The sequence below is a fragment of the Pseudomonas sp. BT76 TE3572 genome (genome assembly GCF_050435365.1).
Classification (GTDB): Bacteria; Pseudomonadota; Gammaproteobacteria; order Pseudomonadales; family Pseudomonadaceae; genus Aquipseudomonas; species Aquipseudomonas fluorescens_W.
Map to the genome: position 1 here is coordinate 3,568,935 of NZ_JBNDKE010000001.1, position 12,798 is coordinate 3,581,732.

General features: G+C 57.2%; 12 protein-coding genes. 5 read left to right on the forward strand and 7 right to left on the reverse strand.

Annotation, left to right across the window (positions count from 1 at the left end):
- Positions 1 to 152: 152 nt before the first annotated feature.
- Entirely contained in the window at positions 153 to 2,069 is a 1,917-nt protein-coding gene (dnaK, locus tag ABH912_RS16330) for a molecular chaperone DnaK (RefSeq protein ID WP_033058133.1), read from the reverse strand.
- 102 nt (positions 2,070 to 2,171) lie between these two features.
- Complete coding sequence (grpE, locus tag ABH912_RS16335) at positions 2,172 to 2,738, reverse strand: nucleotide exchange factor GrpE (RefSeq protein ID WP_033058135.1); 567 nt, start codon at positions 2,736 to 2,738, stop codon at positions 2,172 to 2,174.
- Positions 2,739 to 2,979: 241 nt separating this feature from the next.
- Here grpE and recN point away from each other — a divergent pair, with 241 nt between their 5' ends.
- Positions 2,980 to 4,653, forward strand: coding sequence for a DNA repair protein RecN (gene recN, locus ABH912_RS16340; protein ID WP_429511119.1), 1,674 nt, complete (start codon positions 2,980 to 2,982; stop codon positions 4,651 to 4,653).
- Positions 4,654 to 4,728: 75 nt separating this feature from the next.
- Here recN and fur read toward each other — a convergent pair whose 3' ends face one another.
- Positions 4,729 to 5,133, reverse strand: coding sequence for a ferric iron uptake transcriptional regulator (gene fur / locus ABH912_RS16345; RefSeq protein ID WP_003197684.1), 405 nt, complete (start codon positions 5,131 to 5,133; stop codon positions 4,729 to 4,731).
- Positions 5,134 to 5,230: 97 nt separating this feature from the next.
- Between fur and ABH912_RS16350 the strand changes: the two genes are divergently transcribed.
- Both ABH912_RS16350 and ABH912_RS16355 read left to right on the forward strand, forming a co-directional pair.
- Positions 5,231 to 5,758: an outer membrane protein assembly factor BamE gene (locus ABH912_RS16350; RefSeq protein ID WP_008149042.1), complete on the forward strand. Its 528-nt coding sequence runs from the start codon at positions 5,231 to 5,233 to the stop codon at positions 5,756 to 5,758.
- A 117-nt stretch (positions 5,759 to 5,875) separates the two neighbouring features.
- Entirely contained in the window at positions 5,876 to 6,898 is a 1,023-nt protein-coding gene (locus ABH912_RS16355; RefSeq protein ID WP_429511120.1) for an IS110 family transposase, read from the forward strand.
- Positions 6,899 to 7,172: 274 nt separating this feature from the next.
- Here the strand turns inward: ABH912_RS16355 and ABH912_RS16360 are convergent, their stop codons facing one another.
- The 3 genes from ABH912_RS16360 to ABH912_RS16370 are packed head-to-tail and all read right to left on the reverse strand — an operon-like array spanning position 7,173 to position 9,325.
- Positions 7,173 to 7,487 carry an RnfH family protein gene (locus ABH912_RS16360; RefSeq protein WP_429511121.1) on the reverse strand — a complete coding sequence of 105 codons (315 nt, stop codon included), beginning with the start codon at positions 7,485 to 7,487 and terminating at the stop codon, positions 7,173 to 7,175.
- The gene (locus ABH912_RS16365) at positions 7,480 to 7,914 is read right to left on the reverse strand and encodes a type II toxin-antitoxin system RatA family toxin (protein WP_033058141.1); all 435 of its coding nucleotides are present in this window, start codon (positions 7,912 to 7,914) and stop codon (positions 7,480 to 7,482) included. The genes ABH912_RS16360 and ABH912_RS16365 overlap by 8 nt, the downstream gene beginning before the upstream one ends.
- Before the next feature lie 7 nt (positions 7,915 to 7,921).
- On the reverse strand, positions 7,922 to 9,325 hold the full coding sequence (locus ABH912_RS16370; protein ID WP_033058143.1) for a sodium-dependent transporter: 1,404 nt from the start codon (positions 9,323 to 9,325) through the stop codon (positions 7,922 to 7,924).
- Between the two features lie 118 nt (positions 9,326 to 9,443).
- Here ABH912_RS16370 and smpB point away from each other — a divergent pair, with 118 nt between their 5' ends.
- On the forward strand, positions 9,444 to 9,926 hold the full coding sequence (gene smpB, locus ABH912_RS16375) for an SsrA-binding protein SmpB (protein WP_008149046.1): 483 nt from the start codon (positions 9,444 to 9,446) through the stop codon (positions 9,924 to 9,926).
- Between the two features lie 116 nt (positions 9,927 to 10,042).
- On the opposite strand, the gene ABH912_RS16380 is transcribed toward smpB, so the two are convergent.
- The gene (locus ABH912_RS16380) at positions 10,043 to 10,810 is read right to left on the reverse strand and encodes a GntR family transcriptional regulator (RefSeq protein ID WP_008149047.1); all 768 of its coding nucleotides are present in this window, start codon (positions 10,808 to 10,810) and stop codon (positions 10,043 to 10,045) included.
- A 262-nt stretch (positions 10,811 to 11,072) separates the two neighbouring features.
- Here ABH912_RS16380 and ABH912_RS16385 point away from each other — a divergent pair, with 262 nt between their 5' ends.
- The gene (locus ABH912_RS16385; RefSeq protein ID WP_033058145.1) at positions 11,073 to 12,764 is read left to right on the forward strand and encodes a lactate permease LctP family transporter; all 1,692 of its coding nucleotides are present in this window, start codon (positions 11,073 to 11,075) and stop codon (positions 12,762 to 12,764) included.
- Positions 12,765 to 12,798: the final 34 nt, after the last annotated feature.

A 12,798-nucleotide genomic window follows, 5' to 3' on the forward strand; every position in this document is an offset into this window, starting at 1 on the left:
AGGAGCATTCCCGGCCATACCGCCAACACACGAGCCTTGTCGCATGCTGTAAAAATTCGTTAACTCCAGACACGCCAACGCGGGAGCAAGCCCCCGCGCGGCGACATCCTACCAGTCACTGCCTAAAGGCAGTCAACCGGCCGACCAACAACTTACTTGTGGTCTTTGACTTCTTCGAACTCAGCGTCGACGACGTCGTCAGCCTTCTCAGCCGATTCGCCTTGCGGTGCAGCACCTTCAGCAGGTTGAGCCTGCTCGGCGTACATCTTCTGCGCTACTGGAGCGGAGACTTTCGACAGCTCTTCAACCTTGGCTTCGATCGCGGCCTTGTCGTCGCCTTTGACAGCGGCTTCCAGGGCAACAACAGCAGCTTCGATTGCAGCCTTCTCTTCAGCAGTCACTTTATCGCCAGCGTCTGCGACCATTTTGCGAGTCGAGTGAACCAGCGCATCGCCCTGGTTGCGAGCAGTTGCCAGCTCTTCGAACTGGCGATCTGCGTCGACGTTGGCTTCAGCATCGCGAATCATCTGCTGAATTTCTTCCTCGGACAGACCGGAGTTGGCCTTGATCACGATCGACTGAGTCTTGCCGGTAGCCTTGTCTTTGGCGCCTACGTGCAGAATGCCGTTGGCGTCGATGTCGAAGGTCACTTCAATTTGTGGCACGCCACGTGGTGCTGGTGGAATCTCGGCCAGGTCGAACTTGCCCAAAGACTTGTTTTGAGCGGCTTGCTTACGCTCACCTTGCAGCACGTGAATGGTCACAGCGCCCTGGTTGTCGTCGGCAGTCGAGAACACTTGCGATTTCTTGGTAGGAATCGTGGTGTTTTTCTCGATCAGCGCGGTCATCACGCCACCCATGGTTTCGATACCCAGGGTCAGCGGGCTAACGTCCAGCAGCAGAACGTCTTTCACGTCACCAGCCAATACTGCGCCCTGGATAGCAGCACCCATGGCAACAGCTTCGTCCGGGTTTACGTCTTTACGTGCTTCTTTACCGAAGAACTCGGTCACCAACTTCTGAACCAGTGGCATACGGGTCTGACCGCCGACCAGGATCACGTCATTGATAGCGCCAATGTCGATACCGGAGTCTTTCAGAGCGATGCGGCAAGGTTCGATGGTGCGTTGAACCAGGTCTTCTACCAGCGCTTCGAGCTTGGCGCGGGAGATTTTCACGTTCAAGTGCTTAGGACCGGTAGCGTCTGCGGTGATGTACGGCAGGTTCACGTCGGTCGAATTGCTCGAAGACAGTTCGATCTTGGCTTTTTCAGCGGCTTCTTTCAGGCGCTGCATGGCCAGCGGGTCACCTTTAAGGTTCATGCCGCTTTCTTTCTTGAATTCGTCAACGAGGTAGTCGATCAGACGAATGTCAAAGTCTTCACCACCCAGGAACGTATCACCGTTGGTGGCCAATACTTCGAACTGGTGCTCGCCATCGACTTCAGCGATTTCGATCACGGAAACGTCGAAAGTACCGCCGCCCAAGTCGTAAACGATCACGGTGTGATCGCCCTTCGCCTTGTCCATACCGTAAGCCAGAGCGGCTGCGGTTGGTTCGTTGATGATACGTTTTACGTCCAGGCCCGCGATGCGGCCGGCGTCTTTGGTGGCTTGACGCTGGCTGTCGTTGAAGTAGGCCGGAACGGTGATTACCGCTTCGGTCACTGGCTCGCCGAGGTAGTCTTCGGCGGTCTTCTTCATTTTCTTCAGAATTTCAGCCGAGATTTGTGGCGGCGACATTTTCTGGCCGTTCACTTCAACCCACGCATCGCCGTTATCAGCCTTGGCGATTTTGTAAGGGACCATCTTGATGTCTTTCTGTACGACTTCTTCGTCGAACTTACGACCGATCAGACGCTTCACCGCATACAGGGTGTTGTGCGGATTGGTCACAGCCTGACGCTTGGCCGATTGGCCAACGAGGATTTCACCATCGTTGGCGTAAGCGATGATCGACGGCGTGGTACGCGTGCCTTCAGCGTTTTCAATAACTTTGGCTACGCCGTTTTCAAGCACGGAGACGCAGGAGTTGGTAGTCCCCAGGTCGATACCGATAATTTTGCCCATGTTCACTCTCCCGAAACTTTGGATTTGGTTGCCGCAGCAGTGGTGGCTAACTGCGGTAGCACTTAAACGCTTGACTTCTAAATGGGGGCCTTGCGGCTAATTTCAAGCCTGCTCGTCAATCGAAGGCGAAACCGGTGCAGGTGCCTTGCTGACCACGACCATGGCCGGGCGCAGCAGGCGACCGTTGAGCTGATAGCCCTTCTGGAACACCTTGAGCACGCTGTTCGGCTCGACGTCGGCGCTTTCCTGCATGGCCATTGCCTGATGCTGAACGGCGTTGAACGGTTCGCCATGCGGATCGATCGCTTCCAGCTGATAACGTTTCAGGGTGTCCTGGAACATTTTCAGGGTCAGCTCGATGCCTTCGCGCATTGGACGAATGCTTTCGTCGTCCGGGCTGGACAACTCCAGACCACGCTCGAGGCTGTCGATGATCGGCAACAAGTCACCGGCGAATTTCTCCAGTGCGAATTTGTGAGCCTTTTCGACATCCTGCTCGGCGCGACGGCGGACGTTCTGCAGATCAGCCGCTACACGCAAAGCCTGATCATGAGCGCCAGCCAATTGCTCTTCGAGCACTTGAACACGAGCCGCCAGTTCATCACCCGAATCCTGGGCAGCCTGATCGGCGTCTAGGTTTTGCGTATCCACTGTCTGTTCGTCAGCCATAGATTTCTCCTTTCAATATCGTCCGCGAGCTCAACTCGCGCTTCTGCCCAGCTATATGGGGCCGCAAAATTCAGCTTCAAGGGGCGCTTATTTATTAACCCTACAAAAAACAGCTGCATTGTCATTCCCGGGCGCACTAAGGATTTCGTCGGATCAAGCAAATCGAGCTAAGTGAGGGCATTGTCAGCCAGAAACAAAACACTGTATAAATAACCAGACCTAAAGCCTGGGAGCGGCCTTTATGCTGGTGCACCTGTCCGTACATAACTACGCCATTGTTGAACATCTCGATCTCGAACTCGATCGCGGGATGAGCGTGATCACTGGGGAAACCGGCGCCGGCAAGTCGATCATGCTCGACGCCCTCGGCCTGACCCTGGGCGATCGCGCCGACAGCGGCGTGGTCCGTCCCGGCGCCGACAAGGCCGATATCCTGGCAACCTTCGACCTGGTCGATATTCCAGAAGCCAGTGTCTGGCTGGCCGAACGTGACCTGGAGAGCGATGGCCCGTGCATCCTGCGCCGGGTGATCACCGCCGAAGGGCGCTCGCGTGGCTACATCAACGGCACGCCCTGCCCCCTCGGCGACCTCAAAGCCCTGGGTGAACTGCTGATCGATATCCACAGCCAGCATGAACATCAATCCCTGCTCAAGACCGACACGCACCGCCGTCTGCTCGACGAATACGCCGGTGCAACGGACCTTGCCCGCCAGGTACACCTGGCCGCCCAACGCTGGCGCCAGACCCGCCAGGAGCTGGAACGCCTTTCCAATTCCGGCGATGAACAGCGCGCTCGCCATCAATTGCTCAGTTATCAACTCGAAGAGCTGGAAAACCTCGGCCTCGGCGAAAACGAGCTGGAGCAGCTGGAGCAGGAACACAAGAACCTGACCAACGCCGAAACCCTGCTGGGCATTTGCCGGCAAGTGGTCGAACAATGCAGTGAAAGTGATTCCGGAAATGTGCTGAACGCCCTCACCGCCAGTCTCAATCGCCTTTCGAGCGTCAACAATTCGATTGGGGCCCTGGGTGAAGCCAGCAGCCTGCTGACCAGCGCACAGATTCAGGTTGAAGAAGCCGTGGGAGAACTGAACCGCTTCCTTGATAACTTCGATGCCGATCCAGCGCGTCTTCAGTACCTGGAAGAACGCCTTGATGCGATCTATACCATGGCGCGCAAACACCGCATCCAGCCGACCGAAGTGGCCGAGATGCAGCAGCGCCTGCTGGATGAAATCGAAACCCTGAATGCCAACGACGAATCCATCGAGCGACTGAGCGATGAACTGGCTTCCTATGCCCGTCATTATCAGGAAAAGGCTCGCGAGCTCAGCGATTTGCGCCATCAAGCCTCGAACAGCCTGGCCAGCGCCGTGGAGCATGAAATCCAGCGATTGGGCATGCCCGGTGGGCGCTTCACTATCGAGCTGCGACCCAACAGTAGCGATGAACTGCTACCCAATGGCCTCGAGCAGGTAGAGCTGCTGGTGAGTGCTAACCCGGGCCAACCTTTGAAAGCGCTGGCAAAAGTCGCGTCTGGCGGCGAATTGTCACGGATCAGCCTGGCGATACAAGTGATCACCGCACAAACCTCCCGCGTACCGACACTGGTGTTCGACGAAGTGGACGTAGGCATCGGCGGCCCGACCGCCGAAATCGTGGGCCAATTGCTGCGCCGACTTGGGGAGCGCGGGCAGGTATTGACGGTAACTCACTTGCCGCAGGTTGCAGCGCAGGGCCATCAACATTTATTCGTACACAAAGTGCGCGGCGAAGAGGCCACTCACACAGCCGTCTCCAAGCTGAGCAAGAACGATCGTGTCGAAGAAGTGGCGCGGATGCTGGGCGGCATCGACCTTACAAAGGAATCCCTGGCTCACGCCAGGAAAATGGTCGTCACCGCGAAAATTTAAGACTGACAGAAAGCACGAAGGCGACCCTGGGGTCGCCTTCGCTCGTTTCGCGAACCTTAAGTTCGCGCGACATGCTTACTTTTTCTTGCGTACGTACAGCACAAGATTGTGATCAACCATCTCGAAGCCATACTTGTCGACGATTGCCTTCTGCAGTCGCTCGATTTCTTCGTCGAAGAATTCGATCACTTCACTGGTCTCAACGTTGACCATATGGTCGTGATGCTTGCCGTCGTCCAGCTCGAAGACCGCATGGCCCCCGTCGAAGTTGTGCCGCACCACAAGGCCAGCTGCCTCGAACTGGGTCAGGACACGGTAAACCGTGGCCAGACCGACGTCCTCACCAGCCTCCATCAGCGCCTTGTAGACATCCTCGGCACTCATGTGGCGTTGCTCGGCGGAATCGAGCATTTGCAGAATCTTGACCCGTGGAAGGGTCACTTTGAGGCCGGCTTTGCGTAGTTCGCTATTTTCAACCATGGTCAGCTTTCTCGCGATGCTGCTTCGCAGCTTCTCTTAATGCGGGTATGATCGGCGTTTACGTTGTCCCAGCCAAGATAGTGGAAGTCGCCCACCGATGCAAAACACCAAGCTCTTGCTAACCAGTTTCACCTTTGTGGGACTGCTCGCACTCGCCGGTTGTTCATTCCCCGGGGTTTACAAAATCGACATCCAGCAGGGCAATGTCGTCACGCAGGACATGATAGACCAGTTACGCCCGGGAATGACCCGCAAGCAAGTACGGTTTATCATGGGCAACCCTCTGTTGACCGACACGTTCCATGCCGATCGCTGGGATTATCTGTACAGCCTGCAACCGGGTGGCGGCGAACGCCAACAGGAACGCATTAGCGTTATCTTCAACCCAAATGACCAGCTTGTCAGCCTCTCTGGTGATTTCATGCCAGGCGTGAGCCGCGACGAAGCCATTCTCGGCAAGGACAGCGGCACTACAGTTGCTGCACCAGCAGAAAACGCCGAGAAGCCGAAACCAGAAAAACCGGTCAAGCCAGGTTCTTTGCTGGACCAGATCCAGAAGGATGTCGACGGTGTAGAAACCGTTCCAGTCCCGACTCCAGAACCGCTGGAAACCTCGCCGCAATAATTTGCGACGCAATAAAAAACCCGGCATGTCCGGGTTTAATGAGATGGTCAGCCTGACCGAGAAGCCCTGCAGGTTTACGCTTGCAGGGCTTTTCTCGTTTTCGGCGGAGGATCTCTCATGAACACGATGACGCTTCTCGGTATCGACATTGGCAAACACAGTTTCCACCTGCATGGCCAGGATGCCAAAGGTCATCAGGTACTGCGCAAGAAAACCAATCGCGGCCAATTGCTCAGCACCTTGGCCCAGCTACCGGCCTGCACGGTGGTGATGGAGTCATGCGGCGGCGCTCACTGGCTGGCTCGACAGATCGGTACTTTGGGCCACGAGGTGAAGCTGATCGCCCCGCAGTACGTCAAACCGTTCGTCAAAGGCAACAAAAACGACTTCATTGATGCCGAAGCGATTTGCGAGGCGGCGAGCCGCCCCGCGATGCGCTTCTGCTCGATCAAAACCGCAGAGCAACAAACGCTTTCAGCGCTGCATCGTGTCCGAGATTCCCTGATTAGCCATCGCACCGTCGCGACCAACCAGATTCATGGGTTTCTGCTGGAGTTCGGGATCAGCCTGCCTATTGGAACCGCTGCGCTGCACCGTGTGCCGACGTTGCTCGACAACCCGCAACACTCGGTGCCGTTGCGCCTCAAGGGTTTGGTGATGCGTCTCTACCGACAAATTCAACAACTGGACCAAGAGATCAAGGATATCGAGTCCGACCTCAAGCAACAGTTGAAAGAGGACGACGCCGGAAACCGTTTGCAGAGCATCCCTGGCATCAGACCGATCACTGCCAGCGCCTTGCTGGCAGATATAGGGGATGTCTCGAACTATCGCAGCGGACGTGATTTCTCGGCTTCGTTGGGGTTGGTACCGAAACAGCATTCAACCGGCGGAAAGACAGTGCTGCTGGGGATCACAAAACGCGGCGACAAACACATACGCCGGCTGCTGGTGCAGGGCGCACGAGCCATCATGCAGCATATCGACGGTAGGGATGATGCGTTGGGGCCTTGGGTTCGAGAGCTGCTGACGCGTCGGCACTCCAATATCGTCGCCTGCGCGCTGGCGAACAAACTGGCGCGAATCGTGTGGGCGGTACTGGCCAAAGGCGGCCAGTACGACCCACATCCGAACGCTTGAACGTACAGCTTTAGCACCGGCTTTTGCGACGTCACTGACTGATGACAGTAAACGGCAAACGGCCCGACTGCGAACCTGGCAATAAAATCAGCTTCAGAAGCTGAGGGTTTTTTCAGGACAGTCGGGAGCGGCTACTCATCGAGGGCCGAGCGTTGTGGCGCAACGCTCACAATGAGCCCGGATACATTAGCGCAAGCCAGCTTTACCGAAAACAGCCCATGAGGTTGCAGGAGATGGGCTGACCATACATTTTATTGTCCAGCGTTTGAGCGAATTACTGATTCCGGTTTTTGGCCTCGGCAGCCTTGGCTGCGCGCAACCGACGAACTTCTTTCGGATCAGCCAGCAATGGTCGGTATATCTCGATCCGATCTCCAGCCTGGACAGGATGCTTGTCCGGATCAGCGATCACTTTACCGAAAATCCCCACCGGGCAACTGGCCAGATCCAGCTCGGAAAACGCCTCGCCGATGCCTGACTTCAGCAAAGCCGCCCGCACGGTTGTTCCTGCCGGTACCGACACCGACAGGAGCACCTGACGATCAATGGCGGCATACACCACCTCAACGTCGATCACGGCCTCAACCATGCATCTGCTTGGCGCGCTGGCAGAAGGCATCCACCAGCGTATTGGCCGCCTGATTGAACAACGGCCCCAAGGTTGCGCGGACAATCGGCCCGGCGTAATCGAACGACAGGTCCAGGCTGATCTTGCAGGCTTTCTCGCCCAACGGCTTGAACACCCAGACGCCATGCAATTGATTGAACGGGCCTTCCTCGAGGTTCATCTCGATCGAATGCCCAGGCACCAGCGTGTTGCGCGTTACGAAATGCTGGCTGAGACCGCCCTTGGCCACCCCGACGCTTGCGCGCATATGTTCAGGAGAACTCTCCAGAACTTCGGCCGATGAGCACCACGGCAGAAATTCCGGGTAACGCGCCACGTCGTTGACCAGGTCATACAGCGCTTGTGCCGGATACGGCAGCAGGGCCGAACGTTGAATGTGTGTCGTCATGTCAGCGTCACTTCCACAGCTGGGCGGCAAACACTACGAGAATGCCGATGGGCGCCACATAGCGCATCAAGAACAAGGACAGGGCGAACAATACGGGGCTGCGGATCGACAACTCGTCGCGTACCGCTTCACGCCCCATCACCCAGCCTGCAAACACCACGAAACACAAACCACCGAGTGGCAACATGATCCGCGAGGTGAAGAAATCGATCACACCAAAGAAGTCCAGGCCACCGGCCGCACCCCATTGATAGAGGTGGAACATCCCGCCTTCGTTCACGAAAAACTTGGCTTCCTTCCAGATATTGAAGGAAAACACCGTGCCCAGACCGACAAACCAGCAGATAAATGCAAGCCAGAATGTCACCCAGGCGCGGCTGACTTTCGTGCGTTCAACCAGGTAAGCCACCATCGGCTCAAGCAAGGAGATCGCCGAGCTCCAGGCTGCAATCGCTACCAACACGAAGAACACTACGCCCATCAACTGGCCGAACGCTACGTTACCAAAGGCAAATGGCAGGCTGACGAACATCAGGCCAGGGCCCTCGCTCGGATTCAGGCCTGCGGCAAACACGATCGGAAACAATGCCAGACCAGCGACCAGGGAAACGAAGGTATCGAGCAGTGCCACACCGACGATGGTGCCGGAAATCGATGAGTTCTTCGGCATATAGGCGCCGTAGATCATGATCGAACCGACGCCCACGCTCAGGGAGAAGAACGCATGCCCCATAGCGGGCAGTAAACCGTCGAGGACTTTTTCCGGGTGGAAGTCGAACATGAAGTGCACGCCCTCCATGAAGTGGCCGGTCGTCATGCTGTAACCCAGCAGCACCAGAATCATCACAAAAAGTAGCGGCATCATGATGCGCAGACTGCGTTCCAGGCCGGCGACCACCCCTTTGGCAATCACCACCGCCGACAGCAGCATAAATATTGTGTGCCAAAGTGTCAGGCGCCATGGATCGGCGATCACATTGCCAAAGTACGTGCCGACCTGATCCGGCGTTACTCCCTGGAAGTCGCCACGGCCCATGTCGATGATGTAATCCAGCGACCAGCCGCCGACCACACTATAGAAAGACAGGATCAACAACGCCGTGATCATCCCGGCAAATGCGCCCCAGGACCACTTCGTCGAATGCCCGGCTTCCAGTGCCAATACCTTCAAGGCGTTGGCCGGGCTCTGCCGTGCACGGCGACCGATCAGGGTTTCGGCCAGCATGACCGGCACACCGATCAGCGCGATACAGGCCAGGAACATCAGCACGAAGGCGCCGCCGCCATAGACGCCGACCATGTACGGGAATTTCCAGATACTACCCAGGCCCACGGCCGAACCGGTCGCGGCGAGTATGAAGACCCAGCGGCTAGCCCAACTGCCGTGGACAGAAACCTTGTCTGTCGACATCGTTATCACGTCCAAGCGTTCAAAAAAGAGGCCGCATTGTCCGGGATTCAATCAACCTGCTCAAGCACGTAGCGATACCGTAGCCGACTCGCGTGCAACTCCCTATAATGCCGCCCCTATGGCTAAACAGAAGAAACACCCAACAGGGACCATCGCGCAAAACAAAAAGGCGCGACACGATTACTTCATCGAGCATAAGTTCGAGGCTGGTCTGGTCCTGGCCGGCTGGGAAGTAAAAAGTCTGCGGGCAAGCAAGCTGCAACTGGTTGACAGTTACGTGCTGCTCAAGGATGGCGAAGCCTGGCTGCTCGGCAGCCACATTACGCCGCTGATGACCGCCAGCACCCACGTCATCGCTGATCCGACCCGCACCCGAAAATTGCTGCTCAACCGGCGCGAGCTGGAAAAGCTGGCCACGGCCGTGCAGCAAAAAGGTTACGCCTGCGTGTGCCTGTCCTGGTACTGGAGCAAGCACATGGTCAAGTGCGAGATCGCTCTGGGCAAGGGCAAGAAGGAATACGACAAGCGTGATACCGAACGCGAACGCGACGCCGGCCGCGAGTTGCAGCGTGCGGTGCGCAACAAGGGCAAGGAAGATTAATCTTTCGGCCTGAGTGTTGTGGCGCTAGCGAAAAGATCGCAGCCTGCGGCAGCTCCTACATAGATCGCGTATCCATGTAGGAGCTGCCGCAGGCTGCGATCTTTTGCTTTAAATAATCACATCCCTTTGCGCCGCTCCGCCCGAGCCATGCGCTGTACTTCCTGACGCACTTCTTCCAGCACTTCCTGCACATACAAGATATGTCGGCTGGAGACTTCCCGCGCCTGCTCGGCCCTTCCTTCGATAATCGCCAGGTACAACTCACGATGCTGGGTAATCAGCATGTCGCGGGTTTCCGTACGCTGCTTGTACATCCCGCCGATGTTGGTCACCACGTTACGCTTGAGCAGATCGAACAACCCACGAATGGTGTGCAGCAACACCGCGTTGTGACTGGCTTCAGCAATTGCCAGGTGGAATTTCGCATCCGCCGCCCCCTCTTCCGCCCGACTGACCTCGTCGTGACGCGTATAGCAGTCCTGCAATTCGTTGAAGGCCGCGGTCAATCGCTCGCGATCAACGTCCGTCGCACGCATGGCCGCGTAATAGGCGCAGGAGGCTTCCAGGGTGTGACGAAATTCCAGCAGATCGCGCTGCGCTTCAGGGTTGCTTTCCAGCAGATGCAGCAACGGATCACTGAAGGTTGACCCCAGCGACTCCACCACATAATTGCCGCCACCCTGGCGACTGACCAGCAAGCCCTTGGCCGCCAGCTTCTGAATCGCTTCGCGCAACGAAGGGCGTGACACGCCGAACTGCTCGGCCAACGCACGTTCGGCCGGCAAGCGCTCACCCGCCTTCAGCGTGCCCTCGAGAATCATCCCCTCGAGCTGCTCGACAATATCGTCAGACAAACGGCGCTGACGAATTTGATCAAACCCCATAACTCATTTCTCCACGATCCCGACGGCTCGCCGGGGTCTCTATTCTGGCCTATCAGGGCTGTGTCAGCACCTGCCAGACGGCATTTGGTCGAGCGGACCAGATGACTTCTGCACCACGCATTCGACAAAAGTTCTAGGACGGCAAATTGACACATCGCCTACAACGCTTTTACCCTAGCCAACAGCGATTGTAAATTGGTATTACCAATTATCCAAGAACGCTGACCAGTGCCTGACCAACAACAATTAGGGGCCACCCCATATGCAAACCTGGCAACAGCTCTATTCTCCGCTCGGCAGTCTCGGCGTGTCCGCGCTCGCGGCCGTTATCCCCATCGTGTTTTTCTTCCTGGCATTGGCCGTGTTCCGACTCAAAGGACACGTGGCCGGCAGTATCACGCTGGCCTTGTCCATTGCCGTGGCGATCTTCGCCTTCCAGATGCCGGTCGACATGGCCTTCGCTGCCGCCGGGTATGGTTTCGCCTACGGTCTGTGGCCGATTGCCTGGATCATCGTGGCAGCGGTGTTCCTCTACAAACTGACGGTCAAGAGTGGTCAGTTCGAAGTGATCCGCAGCTCGGTACTGTCGATTACCGACGACCAGCGCCTGCAAGTGCTGCTGATCGGCTTCTGCTTCGGTGCCTTCCTGGAAGGTGCCGCCGGTTTTGGTGCGCCGGTCGCGATTACTGCCGCCCTGCTGGTAGGGCTGGGCTTTAACCCGCTGTACGCCGCAGGCCTGTGCCTGATCGCCAACACCGCGCCGGTTGCCTTCGGTGCCTTGGGGATTCCGATCATCGTCGCCGGGCAAGTGACCGGTATCGACGCGTTCAAGATCGGCGCCATGGCCGGTCGGCAACTGCCATTGTTGTCGGTGTTCGTGCCGTTCTGGCTGGTGTTCATGATGGATGGCCTGCGTGGAGTTCGGGAAACCTGGCCTGCCGCACTGGTGGCCGGTTTGAGCTTTGCCGTCACCCAATACTTCACTTCGAACTTCATTGGCCCGGAGCTGCCGGACATCACCTCGGCGCTGGTCAGCCTGGTTTCTCTGACCCTGTTCCTGAAAGTCTGGCAGCCAAAACGCGCCGCAGGCGCACACATCGTCGGCGCCGTCTCGGCTTCCGTGGTGGCCAGCACCGGTGGTTTCGGCCAGAAGCGCACCACCGTGGCTTCGCCTTACAGCTTGGGGGAAATTTTCAAAGCCTGGTCGCCGTTTCTAATCCTCACCGTGCTGGTCACGATCTGGACGCTGAAACCGTTCAAGGCCATGTTCGCTGCAGGTGGCTCGATGTATAGCTGGGTGTTCAACTTCGCTATCCCGCACCTGGATCAAATGGTGATCAAGATCGCACCGATCGTGACCGCACCGACGGCGATGCCAGCGGTGTTCAAACTCGACCCGATTTCCGCGACCGGCACGGCGATTTTCTTCTCCGCACTGATCTCGATGCTGGTACTGAAGATCAATATCAAAACTGGTCTGACCACTTTGAGAGAGACCTTCTACGAGCTGCGCTGGCCGATTCTGTCCATCGGTATGGTGCTCGCCTTTGCCTTCGTCACTAACTACTCGGGCATGTCTTCGACCATGGCGCTGGTTCTGGCAGGCACTGGTGCAGCATTCCCGTTCTTCTCGCCGTTCCTCGGCTGGCTGGGTGTGTTCCTGACCGGTTCCGATACCTCGTCCAACGCACTGTTCAGTTCGCTGCAAGCGACTACTGCGCACCAGATCGGTGTGAACGATGTGTTGCTGGTTGCAGCGAACACCAGTGGTGGCGTGACCGGCAAGATGATCTCGCCACAATCGATCGCCGTCGCCTGCGCCGCGACCGGTCTGGTGGGCAAGGAATCGGATCTGTTCCGTTTCACCCTCAAGCACAGCCTGTTCTTTGCAACGATCGTCGGCTTGATCACTTTGGCTCAGGCCTACTGGTTCACCGGCATGCTGGTGCACTAAGTACTACACGAAAAAAAGCAAAAACCGACGCCGG